Genomic DNA, 20,270 nt, shown 5'->3' with positions numbered 1-20,270 from the left:
TGTATCCATCCCTGTTACTGGCAAACCGCAGTGGCCTGAGCAATACCTTCGTTTACCGCAGCCAGGTTATAAGGCGCTTTACACTGCTGCCCGCTCTTTGAACCCCACTGAGCATAGACTTCACCGTTATCTTTCAGGCCGGACAAATAGACCATACCGCCATCAGAAACGATGCTGGCCTGGGCGTTTTTATCCGTGGTCAACGTTACCGTGGCGCCATAAGGAACGTTTTCACCCGACGCTCTCTTAAGAATAAGGAACGCGCGGCGGCCAATATTGCCCGCGAAATTTGCCCGTACCACGGCTGCACGGGTTGGCACCACTTTCTGCGTCGTATTTGGCAATTCCATATTATCTCCCAAAGTCGTGCTATCTAAAGTCACGCTGGTTCGATGGTATGGCGTAACGTAAGGAATAATCGCATAGCCGCGGTAGTCCGTTTCGATCGTCGCGTCGTTTTCCAGACGGACGTTTTTCAGGCCGGGCGCCTTAACCAATACGGCGGTTTCAGACATTTCCTGACCTAATGTTATTCCGTCAGCATGAACCAGCACGCCGCCGCTCAGGCCGTAGTTAATTAACTGACTATTTTTGGCATAGCTGTAGCCAGCGTTAGCTGAACCCATGGAACCACGATAGTTGCCGTAGACGCCGCCGCTGGCATCTTCACGATTGCTGTAGCCCTGCTGGACGTTCCAGTCCAGGTTATGGTTTTCCAGCGCGACGCCGCTCAGAGAAACATACTGATCGGTTGAACCCGGACTGCTGTTGGTCACGTTATAGGTCGCATAGGCATTAGGTAACCAATCGCTTAAAGGAATGGAGATATTAAATGAAACAACATGGTCATCCTCAACGTGACGGCTGGAACCATTATTTCCCCAGCTATAGCGGCTATAGCTATAGCCAGCGTAATAGTTAAAGCGGCGGAACCCGCCGTTATAGCCAATATTCAGCGAGTTATTGCGGCGATTGCTATCCCAATAATCCTCAAAAATGCCGGATACAGAAAGGTTACCTAGCCCCGAACCCAGGCTCTGGCTCACGGTAATATTGGTTCTGTTACGCAGCGAGTGTGGCGTATATCCGCCGTAGCTGTTGTTATAGGTATTCATCACATCAGTTAGCGTATTGTACCCGGAGGTCGAATAGCGGTAGCCGGCTACGGTAATATTGGTGCCGGTTTCAAGGATATTTTTACCGTAGCGAATGCGCCATGACTGGCCGGACGTTTTCTCTTCATCTTTCTTTTTAGACCATGCCGCCGTTACATCGGCGGAAACCGCGCCAATATCGCCGAGGTTTTGCCCGGCGCCGAAAGCGAGCGCCTGGTAATTGGCCGCCGCCTGTACGCCCGTATAGAGAGTGGTATTGCTTAATACGCCGTAGCTGATCGTTGCTTGCGTAAAGGGTTTCTCGTCAACGTTGCCATCGTAGGGACGATATTTCCCGCTGGTAATCTCATACTCCATTTGGCCTTCCCGGAGCATTAATGGCAGAGAAGCGTAGGGCACCACGAAGTTTTGTCGGGAGCCATCGGACTCCTCGACGGTGACGTAAAGGTCACCGTTGCCGCCGGTTGAGTAGAGGTCGGTAATTTCGAAAGCGCCCGGAGCGACAAAAGCCTGGTAAATTTGGTAGCCATTCTGCTTGATGACGATACGCGCATTGGTTCGGGCAATACCGCGAACGATGGGCGCGAATCCACGCAGGCTTTCAGGAATCATGTCCGTGTCGGTTGCCAGCTGAATCCCGGTGAACGGCACGCTGTCAAAGATGCTCGACAGCGAGCTGCTTTCGCCCATGACTAAAGTACTTTTTAACGGGACAATGCTCCGCTGCGCATAGAGATATACGGAATCCCAGTCGCTCTTTGCCCCCGCTGACTTATTCCATGTACTCAAATTGCGCAGGCGCCATGGCCCGAGGTTCAGGCCGGATTGTAAGTTAAGATTGTAATACTCATTATTGGCTTCATAGTCTTTGCCTGAACTAAACTGATAGTTGGTCAGTAAGGCATTAATACCGTCGTCAAACTCATCTGGGGAAACGAAACCCTGGGCGATAGTGGACAGCGCCGCCTGCGGTATGGATACCAGCAGCTGTTGAGTATTGAAGTTAAAATCGGTGGTGAAATCAGGAATAACATGAGTATCTGCGCAGCCATTCGCATCTTCTTTTAAGCCAGGAAAAGCGTCAGCACGCAAACCATAGCTGGTTAATTTAGCAATGCTTAAACAGGGAACTAATTTCAACGTATCTGTTGTTGGATCTTTTTTTTCCACAAACCGGATATCAGCCGTTTCTTGCAGACTGTTATTTAAAATAACGTCAATGCGATACTCCCCCGGAGCCTGGGCATCGCGGGTGGCGTAGGGGGATAAGTCCGGTATTGAAGAGGGGTCGCTCTGACCGACAGATTTTATAAATGCGGGGTCAAAAAAATCACGAGCTAAAGCATTGGCGCATAAACCGAGAGCTAGCGCAGGAACAAGAACGAAAAATGTGTGGGAGGTTCCGGATAGCGCGCCTCCCCTTTTTTTTATAGAAATAGACATACTTTTCACCCTGGCCAATCAAAAAAAAATTTAAATCGATGATGTGTGGGCAGAACCCGAGCCTCCGTTATCAGTGGCGACCTTCCACTCGATTTCTGAACCATTTATACCTGCAGGCAAAGTAAATTCTTTGCTGGAAAAAGCATCAATGTTATTGACTGAGTTGCTAATATCTCTGCCGTTTATTTTTATCGACTTAAAATAAATGAAAAAGGGTGTCGGATTCTTTAGCGTTATCTTATTACCGGATTTATGCCACTGCAGATTTTTAGCTTCGGTATTAATATTCATATCCTGAATGGCGCGAGGACGATAGATAAGACGCATTCTATGGCGTACCGCCAGCTGCAGTTTGTTTTTATCCGCTTCACTGTCGCTGGTTGGCGGAATAGACATTACGTTAAAGAAGTAGACGGTTTCACGATCCTGAGGCGCTTTAGAGATATACGCGTTAGGGAAAATACGTACCGTGTTGGTTTGCTTGCCCTCTAGGCGGAAAAGCGGGGGAGTCACCATAAAAAAGCTGTCTTTCATTCCTTCAGACGCTTCTACCCAGGATTTAATTAAATAAGGCGTGTCATCTTTGTTTTCAATGTTCGTACTGATTTCTCGCGAACCTTCTTTATAAAGATGGCGGGTTGAATCAACCACGACTCCACTCTGGGCCACAAAGCTGACAGAAATAAAAGAAATTGCAGCTAATCTTAATAATGACTTCAGCATAATTCATTCCCTGAATAAAAAATAACGGGGCCTGCCTGAGGCAAACCCCGTTGTACTTATTAGTAGCTAATAGTAAAGGTGGCTACACCTTTAACTGCACCATCGGTAACGCCGTTTGCAGTTTTAACGTATGCAGCTTTATAACGCAGGTAAGACGGGGTACCCGCGGTATAAGCAACAACTTTTGGAGTCGTACCGGTGAAGCTTACGCGAGTGCCGTCGGTGTTCACTACGGTAACCGCAGCGTTAGTTGCCGGGCTGGCAGCCGTGTTGGTCAGCACGTTGTCCTGGCCGCTGATATAGTCGCCGGTTACGGTCACGTTGATGTTACCGGTGTAATTAGTTGCACCTTTCTGGCAATCTTCGATTTTGTACTCAATGTCTTTTGCAGTTGACATATACGGAGTGTTAACTGCCATTGCGTCCAGTACAGATGCTTTAACATCGTCCAGAGTTAAAGAACCGCCGGAAATCATAGCGGACGGCGTTACGTTACAGGATTCGCCGGTGTCGGTAACGTTACCCAGAATAGTCAGAGAAGAACTGTTCCCTGCCGCGAAAGCCTGAGCACTCAGAACTGCAGAAGCAGCAACCATTACAGCTACAATTGTTTTTTTCATTTATTTAATCCATTTATAGATACTAAAGTCCTGAATAGCGTCAAGACGAAGATGTTAATTAGTCTGATAGGTAATAACTAACATTCTGCTATGTCTGCCCGATCGCTATCGTTATCATTCTCCTGCCGCCGCATTTTGTATACCTGGTATACATAGAGCGTAATGTGCCGGAGCGGTGACAAATCTAAGTGCAGGACTGATAAAATGCATGTGAATTCTGTTTGAATTTAAACTCTGTTTATTGAAGGTTGCAATTTCACAAGCAGATTTCGTAGATAATAATGAGTGTGCCTGGAAGGTATAGTTGTAAATCAGTCTTCCCTTTGGTTCAAATATCATGATAATCTTATCTTTGCTCTGGGAAGAGCTGGGATTTTTCTTTGAAATTATCTAATCTGGCAGGCTTAAAGGGATGTACTGTGATAGCTAAAGATGAATTTGAATTTAATTCATCTTTGTTTCATATGGAATGGTGAGGGAGGAAAGGGATTATGATATTCAATGAATATATCATTAACAATGAAGTTATTTTTAATGTAAATATGAATGAGCTGCAGCCCGTGGGGGAAAATGGTGAGAGCGTGACGCTGAACGCGCCGACTGCACGCTGCCTGCAACTTTTACTGGAAAGCAATGGAAAAATTATATCCCGAGAAGAGTTTCTGGATAGTGTCTGGAAAACCAGAGGGGTTGTCGTTTCTCAGAATACTTTTTATCAAAACATATCATTGTTAAGAAAGTCGTTAGTGAAAGCAGGATTATCGCAAGATATTATTGTTACAGTCAGGCAGCGCGGGTTTGTTCTCGCCGCAGGCTCAAATATTGCCTCATTCTTACGCTCGGAAGAAAAGGAACCGGAAAACTCTGAAAATGTGCAGGTTACCGCAAGTACCTCTTCGCCTCCGATTGAGAAAAATGTGATGAATAATTCCGCTGTCCGCGAAGATGCGCAAAAAATTTCCCCAGACGATAAAGCAACAGTATTTAAATTACCTGGATGGATTTTGCCTCTGTTATTGGTGATGACCGCAGCAAACATCCTTTCTCTTTTTTTGTAAGTAATAATGAATGGATTAACCGTTTGATTTTATATTCGATTTACTCTCCCTTGGAAGAATAACTACTGATTCTACGAAAATTATAAAGCGTCAGTATTTATACACCAGTAAGTAATAGCAACAGGTAGTCTGCCAGGCAGTGCCCGGCAGACGGATTCGCTATCGTTGCTTCAATCCTAAGTCCAGGGGGGTCTTGCTGGGTTCTCCGCCGATTTCCCGTGCAAGTTTAGGGACTAAATAACCGGAGACCAGAGTGAGTAGTTCGCGCATGATTACCCGGGCCTCTTCGTCACTGACCATGAAATGCGCTGCTCCCTGCACTCTGTCCAGAACGTGCAGGTAATAAGGCATAACCCCGGCATCGAATAACGCATTGCTCAGATCGGCGAGCGTGCGCGCATTATCGTTCACACCGCGTAACAGTACGCTTTGATTGAGTAAGGTGACGCCAGCCATACGCAGGCTCTTCATTGCCCTACGAAACGCGGTATCAATCTCGTTGGCATGGTTAATATGGTTCACCAGCAGCACCTGCAACGAGGATACAGAGATGCGCGCAACCAGGGTATCGGTAATCCGCGCAGGAATCACAATGGGTAACCGACTGTGGATGCGCAGGCGTTTAATATGTGGAATGGATTCCAGCTGGGTAAGCAGCCAGTCCAGTTCATGGTCCTTCGCCATTAACGGGTCACCGCCGGAAAAAATAATTTCATCCAGCTCTGGATGAGACGCGATGTATTCCATAGCCTTCTGCCAGTTGCGCTTCGTGCCCTGGTTTTCCGCGTACGGGAAGTGCCGACGGAAACAATATCGACAATTTACCGCGCAGCCGCCTTTCACCAACAGTAAAGCGCGGTTGCTGTATTTATGCAGCAGACCTGGCACAACGCTATGCTGTTCTTCCAGCGGATCGGTGGAGTATCCTGGAGCATGAATAAACTCCTCCTGGGAGGTAAGTACCTGACGGAGAAGAGGATCGTTTGGATTTCCTGGTTCCATACGAGCAATAAATGCCCGTGGGACACGCAGTGCGAACAGGCGCTTAGCGTCGCGTCCTGCCAATAGATTCGCATCAGCGTCTACATTTAAAAGCTGCAGCAGTTCATCGGGACTGGTCACAACATCGGCAAGTTGCGTTAACCAATCTTCTCTGGATGGGGTATTTAGGGTTACAATATGCGCCATTTTGTGGCTTAGCTACCAATTAACAAAGTTTCAGAGGGCCTTATGGCGACTTACTATAGCAACGATTTTCGTGCCGGTCTTAAAATCATGATGGACGGCGAACCTTATGCAGTTGAAGCCAGTGAATTCGTTAAACCGGGCAAAGGCCAGGCTTTTGCGCGCGTTAAGCTGCGCCGCCTGCTGACCGGCACCCGCGTAGAGAAAACCTTCAAGTCTACAGATTCTGCTGAAGGCGCAGACGTTGTCGATATGAACCTGACTTATCTGTACAACGACGGTGAGTTCTGGCACTTCATGAACAACTCGACGTTTGAACAGCTGGCCGCAGATTCTAAAGCCGTTGGTGATAATGCTAAATGGCTGCTGGATCAGGCTGAATGTATCGTTACTCTGTGGAACGGTCAGCCGATCTCCGTTACCCCGCCGAACTTCGTTGAGCTGGAAATCGTTGAAACCGATCCAGGTCTGAAAGGCGATACTGCTGGCACCGGCGGTAAACCGGCTACCCTGTCCACTGGCGCAGTGGTTAAAGTTCCTCTGTTCGTTCAGATTGGCGAAGTCATCAAAGTGGATACTCGCTCTGGCGAATACGTATCCCGCGTGAAGTAATCGATGCGCTGAGACGGTTGGCGCAGCCTTTCGCTGCGCCCTCTACCGGCGTAACTGCAGGCAGGGAAGATGGGTTATAAATTAACGCTCCCGGTATTATTATTTCTTAGCTGTGCCCTTCTGTCCGGATGCAATACGGCCCGCGGCGTGGGTGAGGATATCCAAAGCCTGGGTCATGCTATTTCTCACGCTGCCAGCTAACCTGATTTCATCAGGAAATCCTCATTCATAATCCATTTCTTTTCCTGACTTAATACCTTAAACCTCTTTTTCTCCGAAAAAACGTTGAGATTCCCTCATCCTGAACCAGGTTGTCTATGCTTATAAGGCACGATAACTAAAACTGGTAAATTAAGGATAACATCATGGTAAAAAAAGCGATTGCAGCGGTCTTTACGGTTTTGGTCCTCTCCTCAGCATTGACCGGATGTAACACCACGCGCGGTGTCGGTCAGGATATTTCAGATGGCGGCGATGCGATTTCTGGCGCCGCAACCAAAGCTCAGCAATAGACCATGGCGGTACGGCCGTGGTCGTACCGTTCTTCCTCTCTTTAGCGACATCGTGTATTATTTCCGCGGATTATCATCTACCTTGCGGGACGACCCGTAAGCGTTCCACATCTGGGGACGGCCCCATCAAAGGAGCCTTATGTCCTGGTTAATTCTGTTTATCGCGGGGCTGCTGGAAGTTGTCTGGGCAGTCGGTCTGAAGTATACCCATGGTTTTAGTCGGCTTGTGCCGAGCGTAATTACGATTGCCGCCATGGTTATCAGTATGGCGCTTTTATCATGGGCGATGAAAACGCTGCCCGTGGGAACGGCTTACGCCGTCTGGACCGGTATTGGCGCGGTTGGCGCAGCGGTCACGGGGATTATCCTGCTAGGAGAATCCGCCAGCCCGATGCGCATTGCCAGCCTGGCATGTATTGTCATTGGCATCATTGGCCTGAAAATGAGCGCTCATTAATAGCGTTGATTGACCCAGATGAGCTTGCTCACGTCAAATCCCTGCCGGCTGGCGATATCCAGCATCTGCTGCTTCACTTCCGGCGGGATTTTCGGCGCACGCGCCAGTAGCCAGAGATAGTCGCGATCAGGCCCACAAACCAGCGCATAGCGATAATCCTTATCCAGTGAAATGACGTTATAGCCGCCATAGAAAGGGCCGAAAAATGAGACCTTCAGCGCGGCGCGCGTGGGATCGCCGGTAAAGTAAGCGACGCCGTCGGTTTTCTGCCACATACCCCGGTCGGGGTTATATCCCTTATTTACCACGTTCAGCCCACCATCATCGCGCAGGCTATACGTTGCGGTGACCTTTTCTAAGCCACTCTCAAAATTGTGATCGAAACGGGCGATTTCATACCAGGTACCGAGATAGCGTTGCGTGTCGAATGGGCTGACCACGGTGACGCCGGTAGGCGGCGTCGGCGTGCTACAGGCGATAAGCAGAAATGAAGCGGCAACAACCGCCATGACGGGGAGCAGACGCATAGTTATTTCCTTGCCAGTTTTAAGCTAAGTGTAGATTCAGGCAGGAAAAATGCGGCAGATTTTTCTTGAGAAGAGAGCCCGGTAACATCCTGCTACCGGGCTTGCCGCAGTCGAGGTTAAAGCAGCGGTTTAGATGAACAATATTCCGACCAGCGTGACGACGGTCAGAATCGCCGCGAGGCCGTAGAAGACCCACTTACCGTTGGGTACGTGAATTTTTAAATCGTGCATCGCATGGTGAATACGATGAAGTCCGCACCATAGCGGCAGCACAATCATCAGAAAAATAAACGCACGGCCAATGAAGCTGTGGGCAAAGCCCAGCACGCGTTCGTAGCTGAAGGCGTCTGCGGGCGCAAGGCCCAGCGGCAGCATAATACCTACCAGCAGTACGATGACAGGAGCGACAATTGCTCCCCACATACCGCCAGCGCCAAACAGCCCCCAGAATACGGGCTCATCAGAACGTTTTGGTTTAGGATTGATCATTCCAGCCTCCTTACCAGAACAGGGCGACAAACAGAATCACTACGGTGACGACCGCGGTGACGATCCAAAGCCCTTTAATCACTGGCTCTGGCCCCATTTTTTCGCCTTTGAGGATAATATTGGCAGCTTTCGGTGCCAGCTCAAACCAGGTCTTGGTATGCAGCAGCGCGGCCGCAAGCGTGATCAGGTTCAGAATCACGACAATCGGATTTTGCAGAAAACCGATATACCCGGCCCAGCTCTCCGCACCGTGCTTCAGCGCGAATAGCCCGTAGATCAACACGATACTGAACCAGACCGTGGGGACCGCTGTTCCTTCACGCAGCATATAGAAGCGATAAAACGGCAGCTTTTTCCACCAGGTGGACGGCATCGGCCGCACGTAGGGTTTGCGTTTAGTCGTCATACTGCACTCCTTAGCGTGGTTTCAGGGTGGCGATAAGAAAGTCTTTCGAGCTTTCTACCTTACCCTGCTGGATCGCGGCTGCCGGGTCGACGTGTTTCGGGCAGACTTCGGAGCAGTAGCCCACGAAAGTACATGTCCATACGCCATTCTGGCCGTTAAGCTGCGCCATACGTTCCTTTTTACCGTGGTCGCGGCTGTCTTCGTTATAGCGATGGGCGAGGGTGATCGCCGCCGGGCCGATAAACTCCGGATTAAGACCAAACTGCGGGCAGGCCGCGTAACACAGGCCGCAGTTAATGCAGCCGGAGAACTGATGGTATTTCGCCATCTGCGCCGGCGTTTGCTTGTTTGGTCCCTGATCGGGCGTGCGCGGGTTGCCGATGATGTACGGCTTAATGGCTTCCAGACTTTCAATAAAGTGGGTCATATCGACCACCAGATCGCGTTCAATCGGGAAGTTAGCCAGCGCTTCAACCTTAATGCCTTTGGTGTATTCGCGCAGGAAGGTTTTACAGGCCAGCTTTGGTACTTTGTTCACCATCATGCCGCAGGAACCGCAAATCGCCATGCGGCAGGACCAGCGGTAGCTAAGATCCGGCGCGAGGTTATCTTTGATATAGCCCAGCGCATCCAGCAGCGAGGTTTGCTCGTCGTAGGGAACTTCATAGAAAGCGCTGTGCGGTGCGATATCCACTTCCGGGTTATAGCGCACCACTTCGACTTTCATGTTTTTCATCTCAGCCATTCGTCGTCTCCTTCTTCTCGGCTGCTTCCGCTTCCGCCCCGTACACGCGTTTTGCCGGCGGCAGAGTGGTGATTTTCACATCACTGTACTCCAGAGTGGTATTACCGTTGGCGTCGCGGAAGGCGAGGGTATGCTTGAGGAAGTTGACGTCGTCACGCTCGGTGCAGCCTTCATCCAGACGCTGATGCGCGCCGCGGGACTCTTTACGCGCGATGGCGGAATGCGCCATACATTCGGCGACGTTCAGACCATGACCCAGTTCGATGGTATACAGCAGGTCGGTATTGAACACGCTGGAGGTGTCGGTGATACGCACGCGCTTGAAGCGCTCCTGCAGCTCGGCCAGCTTATCAACCGTTTTCTGCATGAGCTCCGGCGTACGGTAGATGCCGCAGCCTTCTTCCATCGATAGACCCATTTCATCACGGATCTTCGCCCAGTTTTCGTTACCTTCCTGATTCACCAGGTCCTTCAGGCGCTTCTCGATATCGACGACCTGCGCGTCCAGCGCGGCGCTATTGGCTTCGCCCGCTTCGGTGGCGCGCTGCATGGCCTGTTCACCGGCCAGACGACCAAACACCACCAGCTCCGCCAGCGAGTTGGAGCCGAGACGGTTAGCGCCGTGCAAACCGACAGAAGAGCATTCGCCAACGGCAAACAGCCCTTTAATACGGGTTTCACACTGCTGGTCGGTTTCGATACCGCCCATGGTGTAGTGCGCGGTTGGACGTACCGGAATGGGATCTTTCACCGGATCGACGCCCACGTAGGCTTTTGAGAGTTCACAGATAAACGGCAGACGTTCAAGCAGCTTTTTCTCGCCCAAATGACGCAGATCGAGGTAGACCACGTCGCCTCGCGGCGTTGGGATCGTGTTGCCTTTACGCCATTCGTGCCAGAAAGCCTGGGAGACTTTGTCGCGCGGACCCAGCTCCATATATTTATTTTTTGGCTCGCCCAGCGGAGTTTCCGGGCCCATGCCGTAATCCTGCAGATAGCGGTAGCCATTCTTGTTGACCAGAATACCGCCTTCACCGCGGCAGCCTTCCGTCATCAGAATACCGGAACCTGGCAGGCCGGTTGGGTGATATTGCACGAACTCCATATCGCGCAGCGGTACGCCGTGGCTGAGCGCCATACCCATACCATCGCCGGTGACGATCCCGCCGTTGGTATTGTAGCGATATACGCGTCCTGCGCCGCCGGTCGCCAGAACTACCGCGTTGGCGCGGATCTGTACCAGCGTACCCTCCATCATATTCATCGCGACCAGACCGCGCGCCTGACCTTCGTCGACCAGGATATCGAGGACAAAGTGTTCGTCGAAGCGTTGGATTTGGGGGAACTGAAGCGAGGTCTGGAACAGGGTGTGCAGCATATGAAAGCCGGTTTTATCGGCTGCGAACCAGGTTCGCTCGATCTTCATACCGCCGAAGCGCCGGACGTTGACGCTGCCGTCAGGGCGGCGGCTCCACGGACAACCCCACTGCTCAAGCTGGGTCATTTCCGTCGGGCAGTGATGAACGAAGTAGTCGACGACATCCTGTTCGCATAGCCAGTCGCCGCCTGCAACAGTATCGTGGAAATGGTACTCAAAGCTATCATGATCCTGCGCGACGGCAGCGGAACCCCCTTCAGCAGCAACGGTATGGCTGCGCATAGGATAGACTTTTGAAATTAGAGCGATTTTAGCATTTGGATTAGCTTGCGCGGCGGCAATTGCAGCACGAAGACCTGCTCCGCCTGCGCCAATAACGGCAAGATCGGCTTGAAAAGTTTGCACGACATTCCTCCAGTTTTTGTTTATTTCGCCGCCGGGCTGGCGAAAACGTATCACTGCTCCTTTATAGGTAAGGAGTATAGCCGCAGGGTTATGAGGGAAAATTGACGTGTTCGATTTTTTTATCGTTATGTGCGGTTGTTTATCTATCCACTGTATGTTTTTGGGCTATCAATAAATTAAGCGTATGTGACGCTTTTGCCTTTTCGCACAAAATTTGTTTCATTCGCCAGTTACGAGTAGACTTCGGGCCCTTGTTTCAAATCGGAGAAAGTACCATGAGCGAAACGGCAACCTGGCAGCCGAGCGCATCCATTCCAAACCTGTTAAAACGTGCAGCGGTGATGGCGGAAATTCGTCGTTTCTTTACCGACCGCGGCGTGCTGGAGGTGGAGACGCCCTGCATGAGTCAGGCGACGGTGACGGATATCCATATGGTCCCGTTTGAAACGCGTTTCGTAGGACCGGGTCATTCTCAGGGGCTGAATCTGTATCTGATGACCAGCCCGGAGTATCACATGAAGCGCCTGCTGGCGGCCGGTTGCGGCCCGGTTTTTCAGCTATGCCGTAGCTTCCGCAATGAAGAGATGGGTCGCCACCATAATCCGGAATTCACCATGCTGGAGTGGTATCGTCCGTGCTATGACATGTACCGGCTAATCAACGAAGTAGACGATCTGCTACAGCAGGTACTCGACTGCCAGCCGGCCGAAAGCCTCTCTTATCAGCAAGCCTTCCTGCGTCATCTGGAAATCGACCCGCTGTCGGCAGATAAAACGCAGCTGCGCGAAGTGGCGGCTAAGCTCGATTTGAGCAATATTGCCGATACGGAAGAGGATCGGGACACGCTGCTTCAGCTACTTTTTGTCATGGGCGTTGAGCCGCATATTGGTAAGGATCGTCCGACGTTTATCTATCATTTCCCGGCCAGCCAGGCGTCACTGGCGCAAATCAGCACCGAAGATCATCGCGTAGCGGAACGTTTCGAGGTCTATTACAAAGGCATTGAGCTGGCTAATGGTTTTCATGAGCTCACCGACGCCCGAGAACAGCGGCAGCGTTTTGAGCAGGATAACCGCAAGCGTGCGGCTCGCGGTCTGCCGCAGCAGCCAATCGATCATCATCTGCTGGCCGCTCTGGAAGCCGGGCTGCCGGATTGTTCCGGCGTAGCGCTGGGCGTTGACCGGGTGGTGATGCTGGCGCTGGGCGCAGAAAGCATCGGCGACGTTATCTCGTTTACCGTCGACCGCGCCTGATCTTTCTTTCCGCTTTCCCGCAGGATATTGACCGGGATGACCGCCGATGTGCGGCGGTATGGTTGATTGTCCGGGAGTGCGACAGTTCTGGCCTTGCCCGCGTTCAGGCAAGGCCGATATTACAGACTGCCGGGCGCGCGACTGGTTTTCCCTGCCGAGGTCAGCGCCCTGCTGCTTTTTCTGCCATCGATGCTCTCCAGGCGCATCTGGAACGGCGGGAACGGCATATCGATACCGTGCTCGCGGAATCCGGCCAGAATCAGCTGATGCATCTCATGGCGTAGCGGCATACGGTGACCCATTTCGGCGGCGTAGATACGCAGCTCGAAAATCTGGATCCCCTGCTGCAGGTCAACAAGAAACGCTTCCGGCGCCGGGGTATCGATAACCAACGAACAGCGGTGCGCGGCATTTAGCAGGATCTGCGCCACCTCTTCGGTATTGGCATCCACCGGGGCAGGCACCGTTAACACCACGCGGGTTACAGAATCCGACAACGACCAGTTGATGAACTGTTCGGTGATGAACGCCTTGTTCGGCACGATAATCTCTTTACGGTCCCAGTCGCTGATGGTGGTGGCGCGGGTATTAATGCGCGTCACGCTACCGGTGAGATCGCGAATGGTGACCGTATCGCCAATGCGTATCGGTTTTTCAAACAGAATAATCAGGCCGGAGATGAAGTTGGCGAAGATCTCCTGCAAACCAAAACCGAGACCTACACCGAGCGCGGCAATAAGCCACTGCAGTTTCGACCACTCAATCCCAATCATCGAGAAACCGACCAGACCACCAATCAGCATCAGCAGATACTTGGTGATGGTGGTGATGGCGTAGCCGGTGCCCGGCGTCAGTTCCAGGTGCTGGAGGATGGCCAGTTCCAGCAGAGCGGGCAGGTTGCGCACCAGCTGGGTGGTAATAATCAGCACCAGAATAGCAATCAGCACCGCGCCGAGGGTGATCGGCTCCAGGCTCTCAACGCCCTGCACCGTGGAGGTCACGTCCCACAGCGAGATATTCTCCAGGAAGCCAAATGCGGAGTGGATTTCTGACCATAGCACGATAACCGACACCAGCGCGATCAGCATCAGCAGGGAGCGCACCAGACGCAGGGACTGGGTACTGATAGCATCCAGATCGACCTCGCTGACCTCGGCTTCCATTGAACCTTCCGGGCTGCTGGTATGCTGGACGTCCTCTTCGCCACGCGCGCGCTGGGCGAGGATCTCCGCCCGACGGTGCTTAGCGCGATCGAACGCCAGGCGACGGCGCTGAATCAACATCCAGCGGCGAATGATGTGATAAACCACCAGCAGCAGGAACCAGATGGCGACCGACGTTTCGAGCCTGGCGAGCAGCGCCTGCGATGTAGCGAGATAGCCGATTGCCGCCGCCAGCATTGCCACCAGCGGCGCGCCGAGCAGCATATTCCACAGCAGTCGGTTCAGCATATTGTCGCCGCTGCCTTCTTTATCGAGATACAGCGGGATGCCGGCGCGTTTCAGGCTCAGGGTCACCATCGCCAGCGCGCCGCAAATCAGCATAAAGCAGAGGCGACCCAGCGAGGCGGAGAACTCGCGATCGTTGAGATTATCAAAAGTAATCAGCGCCATAATAAGCGGCACAATGAGCCCGATGCTCATCAGATAGTAGCGCATCGCCTTGCTAACCCGACTGCGCGGCCAGCCAAAGTGGGCGATGAACAGACCGTTCGGGCGGGCAAAAGTGGCGCAAATCATTACCACCCACAGCAGCGGCACCGTTGCGGTGACGCTATCGCCAATCGCCACGGCCAGCGGGAAAGGCCAGGCAGACTGCAGACCGTAGCCCAGCGTCATCCACAGTACCGGCAGCGGCGAGGCCACCAGTATAGACCAGAACACCGTTCGCAGGGTAAGCCAGAAGTGATCCTGCGTAACCTTGCCGACGCGCGCGCTGGAACGCTCCAGGAAGCTGGTGAAATGGCGCCGCGAGCTGACGCTGAACCCTACCAGAATGAGCGCGACGAAGAGCGGCAGCAGGGTCTCTTTGCTGGTCAGCATCATCATGCTGGCCTTACCGAGCTGGCTCATGGTATCGAGCGAGATCAGACGGCGTAAATCCTGAACAATCTCCAGTGGCCAGGAGAAGCCGATTGGGCTGACGTCGGAGGTCCAGAACAGATAGCGGTGGGTCGCTTCGTTGATCTCTTTGAGCGCATCCTCTAGCTGGCCGTTGGCGACTTTCAGCTTGGTCAGTTCGAGCATAAGCGTATCGCCGCCGCGCAGCAGGGAGTTGAGCAGCTCTGTCTGCGTGCGCATCTGAGCCTGAAGAATGCGGTTCTGCTCGCTGGTGAGGGGTTCACCGTTGGCCTGACGAATTTGTCTTAGCTGCGGCTGCTTGCCGAGCTGATCCTCATAGCGCAGGCGCTGCACGCGCAGCTGCGCCATTTCGGTATCCAGCTGCTGCGGTCGCGGGATTTCCGGCAGACGCGCCACCTGCGCGCGCAGGGCTTCGCCAAGCAGATTGGAAGAACCTAACCATTGGGACTGCTCGCGGAGCGTGTTTAAAGCCTGACGCACCTGCAGGGTTTGATTGGTCGCCTGGCGCTGCTGAGAGGCGATCAAGTCCATCCGCTGCGCCTGCTGGTTTAGCGCTTGCGACAGCTCGCGGTTCACTTTGAACTGCGCCACAATATCCGGCGGCAGGTTTTCGCTGTTTTCCGCCAGCAGCTCGGTGCTTTCCAGCGCTTTCTCCGCCTCGCGCTGCCGTTGGTTATTGAGCTGATTTCTTAATGCCTGTAGCCAGGCGTCGAGCTGCTCACTCTCTTTCTGCGCCAGCTCGGATCGCAACCGTGATAGCTCCTGGCGGTTATTGGCGGAAAGCTGCGCCAGATCCAGTTCATCGACCAGCGCTTTCAGCCGCGCGGACTCCGCCTGTAAACCAAGATTTTGCGCCTGCGCCAGCGGCGTATTGCTGCTTTGCGCGCCGATCCGGCGTTCGACCTCATTCAGCTGGCGGCGGGCATCGCTCTGTTGCTGCGGCAGCTGGTTGAGCGAGTCGGCGATATCGCGGGCGCGGTCCTGCTCCTGCTGAGCTTTACGACTGGCTTCCAGCAGCTGGCTGCTGACCTGGAGAATCTCCTGGTTCAGGGCATCGGAGGAGAGGGTAGTGGAGACCTGGCGCGGCTCATCGCTAAGATTGTTGAGCTGCGCGCGCAGGGTTTGCGACAGTTTGGGGAAGTTATCAATAACGTCCTGATACTGACGGGCGCGCTCAAGGGAGGCATTACGCTCCTCAAGCGCATTCAGGGCAGACTGCAGGACTTCGACGGTTTCAGGCTGGGCGGGCTTTGCCGCTTTCGCCTGTTCCAGCTCCTGGGCTATCTGTTTAGCATCCGGGGCTGTCGCTGCGTACGCCCCGAAACTGAGGCACCAGGCCAACAGGAAAGTGTATATCAGGCGCACGGCGTAACCTTTTCTTTCAGGAATTAACCTTCGTCTTGTTTATCGTCAACCAGCGGACTGGCGGCGTGTTCAGCGCGGACTTCTTCGGCTGCCAGCGGAGCGGGCTCGACCGGCGTCACGGCTTCAGGCGCGATCGCCAACGGCTGGCCTATTTTGGTTACCGACAGGCTTTGTAACTGCTCAACCAGCTTCACCTGACCCGGAGCAAACAGGTTAATCACCGTGGAACCCAGCTTAAAGCGGCCCATCTCCTGGCCTTTAAGCAGGGCGACGGAACCTTCGCTCTCGCCCGCAGGCCAGGTCCAGCGCTTAATGATGCCTTCACGCGGCGGCGTGACGGTACCGGACCACACGGTTTCGATGCTGCCGACGATGGTGGCGCCGACCAGGATCTGCGCCATGGGGCCAAACTCAGTATCGAACAGGCAGATGACGCGCTCGTTGCGGGCAAAAAGATTCGGCACGTTTTGCGCGGTCAGATGGTTTACGGAGAACAGATCTCCCGGTACGTAGATCATTTCACGCAGAATACCGTTGCACGGCATGTGCACGCGGTGGTAATCGCGCGGGGAAAGATAGGTAGTGACAAAGCTGCCGTTACGGAACAGATCCGCCATCTGGTAGTTGCCGGCCAGCAGCGCTTCCAGACTGTAGTTGTGGCCTTTGGCCTGCAAAATTTTATCGTCTTCAATAGCGCCGAGCTGGCTGATGACGCCATCGGCGGGCATCACCAGTACGTTCGGGTCAGTATTTAACGGACGAACGTCATCGCGCAGCGGGCGAACAAAAAAGTCGTTAAAGGTCCGGTAGCTGGCAGTATCAGGCTTTTGCGCCTCTTTCATATCGACCTTGTAATATTTCACGAACAGATCGATGACCAGTTTTGTCAGCCAGCCTGCCCGCTTGCGTGCACCCCAGCCTGCGAGGCGGGTGAGCCACAGTTTAGGCAGAATGTATTGCAGTGAAAGTTTAAGATCGTTTAACAAGGTAGCCTCCAGGCCATTATTTGTCGTTCCTGACCCCCGCGCGTCGGCGGGGGCCTGAAAAAGGGGGACGATTCTAACGATGCTCAGCTTAAATGTCAGTCATCGGTTGATGAAAAGCTTTTACGCGTTTTTACCTGCACCTGCGCCATGCTTTCCAGAATGCGATGGTAGTTTTCAAACCGGCTTTCAGCGATTTCGCCCTTCTCCACCGCTTCGCGAATGGCGCAGCCCGGATCGGTATCGTGTTTGCAGTCGCGGTATTTGCATCGGCCTAAATAATCATGGAATTCGACAAAGCCGTGGGTGATTTGTTCCGCGTCGAGATGCCACAGGCCGAACTCGCGTACCCCCGGCGAGTCAATCACATCGCCGCCGTGCGGGAAGTGGTACAGGCGCGCGGCCGTAGTGGTGTGCTGCCCCAGTCCGGAGACATCCGAAACGTCATTGGTAAGGATTTGGTCATCCTGCAGGCCCAGCAGCGCGTTCAGCAGGCTGGATTTGCCTACCCCAGACTGCCCGGCAAAGATACTGATCCGATCGGTAAGCGCCTCTTCAAGCGGCTTCAGGCCATCCTGCGTGCGGCTGGAGACCATCAGTACGCGGTAACCAATATGGCGATAAATGTCCATTTGCTCGTTGACGAAGTCCATGCTCTCCTGATCCAGGAGATCGATCTTATTGAGCACGATCAGCGGCTCGACGTTCAGCGTTTCGCAGGCCACCAGATAGCGGTCGATAATATTCGGAGAAAGCTCAGGCAAGATGGCGGAAACGATGACAATCTGATTGATATTGGCGGCGATAGGTTTGACGCCGTCATAGAAATCCGGGCGCGTCAGTACGGAGGTCCGTTCATGCACGGCCTCGACGATGCCTTTGACGTTGACGCCGTCAGCTTCGCTTTTGCCTGGCCGCCAGACCACACGATCGCCGGTGACCAGCGAACGGATAGTGCGGCGTATATTGCAACGGTGGACGCTACCGTCGGCGGATTCGACATCGGCATGCATGCCAAAGCGGCTAATAACGGTCCCTTCGGATTTTTCACCGAACAGGTTGTCATCAAAATCGGCCTTCTCCGAAGTCGTTTTCAGGCGGCGCTGGTGGTTGGCCTTCACGCGGCGCTGTTGGCCTTTGGAGAGTTTATTTTTACTCAATCGAACTGGCTCCTGGTCGCCCTGTACGGGCAAAACCTCTATGATACACGCTATTTTAGATGAATATAGTGACGTAAGAAGGGTGGAAAATAACATGAGTGCAGATGAAAACAACCTGATTTGGATCGATCTTGAAATGACGGGGCTGGATCCGGAGCGCGATCGCATCATCGAAATCGCCACCCTGGTGACTGACGCGAATCTGAACATTCTGGCGGAAGGGCCGACGATTGCCGTACATCAGTCAGACGCGCAGCTGGCATTAATGGATGAGTGGAACGTGCGTACCCATACCGGTAGCGGACTGGTGGAGCGGGTGAAGGCGAGTACCCAGGGCGATCGTGAGGCAGAACTGGCGACTATCGAATTTCTCAAAAAGTGGGTGCCGGCGGGTAAGTCACCGATCTGCGGCAATAGCATCGGCCAGGATCGTCGCTTCTTGTTTAAATATATGCCTGAGCTGGAAGCCTATTTTCACTATCGCTATCTTGACGTCAGTACGCTTAAAGAGCTGGCTCGTCGCTGGAAGCCGGAAATTCTCGACGGCTTTAAAAAACAAGGAACGCATCAGGCGATGGACGATATTCGCGAATCGGTAGCGGAACTGGCTTACTACCGCGAGCACTTCATCAAGCTCTAATGCTTATGCCGGGGCCAGAAGCGCCCCGGTAGTACGTCTGACTATTTAAACCACTTCTGTTCCATCGCCTGGAATTCCGGCGAGGCTTTGACGACATCCAGAGCGGCATTGATGTTATTCAGCAGCTCAGGATCATCTTTACGCACCGCAATGGCGTACTGCTTACCGTAGTAGCTGGGATCCGTGGCGCGCTCGTCCATAATCGCATATTCGGGATTATCCTCGAGCCATTTCGTTAAGGTCTCCTGATCGCCCATCACTCCGCTAATCACACCTTCTTTCAGCGCGTTCAGGGCGCTTTCATCGCTGTCATAAGGCAGCACGTGCACGGCTTTTTGTTTATCACGCAGGTAGTGCTGATGAATGGTGCCCCTTACGACGCCGAGTTTTTTATCTTTGAGATCGGCAAAGGTATGGGCAGCGTCTTTCGCTGTGACTATTGCACCGGAGAGCTCCTGGCGATAGGGATGGCTGAATGCAACCTGCTTTTCTCGCATTGGGATCACTTCAATACCGGCAATCACGGCGTCGAATTTCTTAAAGCGCAGCGCCGGGATGAGAGTATCGAAGCCCTGGGGAGTAAATTTGCATTCGACCTGCATCTGCTTGCACAACGCGTTGGCCAAATCGATATCAAAACCCGTGGGTTGGTTTTTGCCACTGACGGTTTCAAACGGCGGGTTGGCCGTCGTTGTTCCAAAATGTAGCGTTGTTGCCGATGCTGTTCCTGTGGCAAGCGTAGCCAGCAGCAGGACGGTAAGCGCTTTTTTCATTTTATTTCCCTGGTTATCATCGTTGTTGACCGTCAGCGGGCGATATCCGCCTGTAAACTTGAGTGATTTTGCGCCTTTAGCGAGCCCGGAAAAAGTCATTTTGCCGCATTTGCTGCTTATTTAGACAAAACATGCCTGAATGTGGCGATAAAGTGGTCACTTAAATCAAAAACGAAAAAAATTGCTTTCAGGGGGGTTGCAGGTAAATCGAATTCTCGTATAATGCGCCTCCCGTGACGAAGCAGAAATGCAAATCACGACGCCATAGAAATATGGCCAGAAGTTTGCGGGAATAGCTCAGTTGGTAGAGCACGACCTTGCCAAGGTCGGGGTCGCGAGT

Annotated in this window: 20 protein-coding genes; 7 read left to right on the top strand and 13 right to left on the bottom strand. The window is 53.0% G+C overall.

Translation table 11 applies throughout. The features are described 5' to 3' along the window. Positions 1-14 precede the first annotated feature (14 nt). From ABLV11_RS10430 to ABLV11_RS10420, 3 genes are read right to left on the bottom strand one after another with little or no spacing between them, the layout of a single operon-like run. Positions 15-2,558: a fimbria/pilus outer membrane usher protein gene (locus ABLV11_RS10430; RefSeq protein ID WP_126488219.1), complete on the bottom strand. Its 2,544-nt coding sequence runs from the start codon at positions 2,556-2,558 to the stop codon at positions 15-17. Between the two features lie 30 nt (positions 2,559-2,588). Then, on the bottom strand, positions 2,589-3,281 hold the full coding sequence (locus tag ABLV11_RS10425) for a molecular chaperone (protein ID WP_024273611.1): 693 nt from the start codon (positions 3,279-3,281) through the stop codon (positions 2,589-2,591). A 59-nt stretch (positions 3,282-3,340) separates the two neighbouring features. Then, complete coding sequence (locus ABLV11_RS10420) at positions 3,341-3,901, bottom strand: type 1 fimbrial protein (protein WP_004117347.1); 561 nt, start codon at positions 3,899-3,901, stop codon at positions 3,341-3,343. 491 nt (positions 3,902-4,392) lie between these two features. Here ABLV11_RS10420 and ABLV11_RS10415 point away from each other — a divergent pair, with 491 nt between their 5' ends. Beyond that, positions 4,393-4,959 (top strand): winged helix-turn-helix domain-containing protein, encoded by a 567-nt coding sequence (locus tag ABLV11_RS10415; protein WP_126488222.1) that lies wholly within the window; start codon positions 4,393-4,395, stop codon positions 4,957-4,959. Between the two features lie 159 nt (positions 4,960-5,118). On the opposite strand, the gene epmB is transcribed toward ABLV11_RS10415, so the two are convergent. After that, on the bottom strand, positions 5,119-6,147 hold the full coding sequence (epmB, locus tag ABLV11_RS10410; protein ID WP_126488224.1) for an EF-P beta-lysylation protein EpmB: 1,029 nt from the start codon (positions 6,145-6,147) through the stop codon (positions 5,119-5,121). A gap of 42 nt (positions 6,148-6,189) precedes the next feature. Between epmB and efp the strand changes: the two genes are divergently transcribed. The 4 genes from efp to sugE all read left to right on the top strand — a co-directional run bounded on the left by efp (position 6,190) and on the right by sugE (position 7,725). Beyond that, on the top strand, positions 6,190-6,756 hold the full coding sequence (gene efp, locus ABLV11_RS10405) for an elongation factor P (protein WP_004109203.1): 567 nt from the start codon (positions 6,190-6,192) through the stop codon (positions 6,754-6,756). Positions 6,757-6,825: 69 nt separating this feature from the next. Further along, positions 6,826-6,957: an entericidin A/B family lipoprotein gene (locus ABLV11_RS10400; protein ID WP_024273613.1), complete on the top strand. Its 132-nt coding sequence runs from the start codon at positions 6,826-6,828 to the stop codon at positions 6,955-6,957. Between the two features lie 164 nt (positions 6,958-7,121). After that, a complete protein-coding gene (gene ecnB / locus ABLV11_RS10395) occupies positions 7,122-7,268 on the top strand; it encodes a lipoprotein toxin entericidin B (RefSeq protein ID WP_004109200.1) in 147 nt (48 codons plus the stop codon). Positions 7,269-7,407: 139 nt separating this feature from the next. Further along, on the top strand, positions 7,408-7,725 hold the full coding sequence (sugE, locus tag ABLV11_RS10390) for a quaternary ammonium compound efflux SMR transporter SugE (protein ID WP_004109196.1): 318 nt from the start codon (positions 7,408-7,410) through the stop codon (positions 7,723-7,725). On the opposite strand, the gene ABLV11_RS10385 is transcribed toward sugE, so the two are convergent. The 5 genes from ABLV11_RS10385 to frdA all read right to left on the bottom strand — a co-directional run bounded on the left by ABLV11_RS10385 (position 7,722) and on the right by frdA (position 11,675). Further along, entirely contained in the window at positions 7,722-8,252 is a 531-nt protein-coding gene (locus ABLV11_RS10385) for a lipocalin family protein (protein WP_004109193.1), read from the bottom strand. The two genes, sugE and ABLV11_RS10385, sit on opposite strands and share 4 nt — an antisense overlap. 129 nt (positions 8,253-8,381) lie before the next feature. Further along, the gene (gene frdD / locus ABLV11_RS10380) at positions 8,382-8,741 is read right to left on the bottom strand and encodes a fumarate reductase subunit FrdD (RefSeq protein WP_004109192.1); all 360 of its coding nucleotides are present in this window, start codon (positions 8,739-8,741) and stop codon (positions 8,382-8,384) included. 10 nt (positions 8,742-8,751) lie between these two features. After that, positions 8,752-9,147 (bottom strand): fumarate reductase subunit FrdC, encoded by a 396-nt coding sequence (gene frdC / locus ABLV11_RS10375; RefSeq protein ID WP_004117355.1) that lies wholly within the window; start codon positions 9,145-9,147, stop codon positions 8,752-8,754. 10 nt (positions 9,148-9,157) lie between these two features. Then, positions 9,158-9,892 (bottom strand): succinate dehydrogenase/fumarate reductase iron-sulfur subunit, encoded by a 735-nt coding sequence (locus ABLV11_RS10370; protein ID WP_004109180.1) that lies wholly within the window; start codon positions 9,890-9,892, stop codon positions 9,158-9,160. After that, the gene (gene frdA / locus ABLV11_RS10365; protein WP_026055996.1) at positions 9,885-11,675 is read right to left on the bottom strand and encodes a fumarate reductase (quinol) flavoprotein subunit; all 1,791 of its coding nucleotides are present in this window, start codon (positions 11,673-11,675) and stop codon (positions 9,885-9,887) included. The genes ABLV11_RS10370 and frdA overlap by 8 nt, the downstream gene beginning before the upstream one ends. 275 nt (positions 11,676-11,950) lie before the next feature. On the opposite strand from frdA, the gene epmA reads away from it, so the two are divergent. After that, on the top strand, positions 11,951-12,928 hold the full coding sequence (gene epmA / locus ABLV11_RS10360; protein WP_004117360.1) for an elongation factor P--(R)-beta-lysine ligase: 978 nt from the start codon (positions 11,951-11,953) through the stop codon (positions 12,926-12,928). Between the two features lie 119 nt (positions 12,929-13,047). On the opposite strand, the gene mscM is transcribed toward epmA, so the two are convergent. The 3 genes from mscM to rsgA all read right to left on the bottom strand — a co-directional run bounded on the left by mscM (position 13,048) and on the right by rsgA (position 18,517). Then, entirely contained in the window at positions 13,048-16,374 is a 3,327-nt protein-coding gene (gene mscM, locus ABLV11_RS10355; protein ID WP_004109171.1) for a miniconductance mechanosensitive channel MscM, read from the bottom strand. Between the two features lie 23 nt (positions 16,375-16,397). Continuing rightward, complete coding sequence (gene asd / locus ABLV11_RS10350) at positions 16,398-17,360, bottom strand: archaetidylserine decarboxylase (RefSeq protein ID WP_004117363.1); 963 nt, start codon at positions 17,358-17,360, stop codon at positions 16,398-16,400. Between the two features lie 95 nt (positions 17,361-17,455). After that, positions 17,456-18,517 carry a small ribosomal subunit biogenesis GTPase RsgA gene (gene rsgA / locus ABLV11_RS10345; RefSeq protein WP_004109167.1) on the bottom strand — a complete coding sequence of 354 codons (1,062 nt, stop codon included), beginning with the start codon at positions 18,515-18,517 and terminating at the stop codon, positions 17,456-17,458. 94 nt (positions 18,518-18,611) lie between these two features. On the opposite strand from rsgA, the gene orn reads away from it, so the two are divergent. Next, positions 18,612-19,157, top strand: a complete 546-nt coding sequence (orn, locus tag ABLV11_RS10340; protein ID WP_004097954.1) for an oligoribonuclease — start codon at positions 18,612-18,614, stop codon at positions 19,155-19,157. Between the two features lie 41 nt (positions 19,158-19,198). On the opposite strand, the gene ABLV11_RS10335 is transcribed toward orn, so the two are convergent. Beyond that, positions 19,199-19,930: an arginine ABC transporter substrate-binding protein gene (locus ABLV11_RS10335; protein WP_070557104.1), complete on the bottom strand. Its 732-nt coding sequence runs from the start codon at positions 19,928-19,930 to the stop codon at positions 19,199-19,201. Positions 19,931-20,270 lie beyond the last annotated feature (340 nt).

It is taken from the genome of Klebsiella sp. GW_Kp181, assembly GCF_040062315.1.
In the GTDB taxonomy this organism is placed as follows: Bacteria; Pseudomonadota; Gammaproteobacteria; order Enterobacterales; family Enterobacteriaceae; genus Klebsiella; species Klebsiella oxytoca.
Note: the sequence above shows the minus strand (reverse complement) of the source record. Positions and strands in the feature narration are given on the sequence as shown.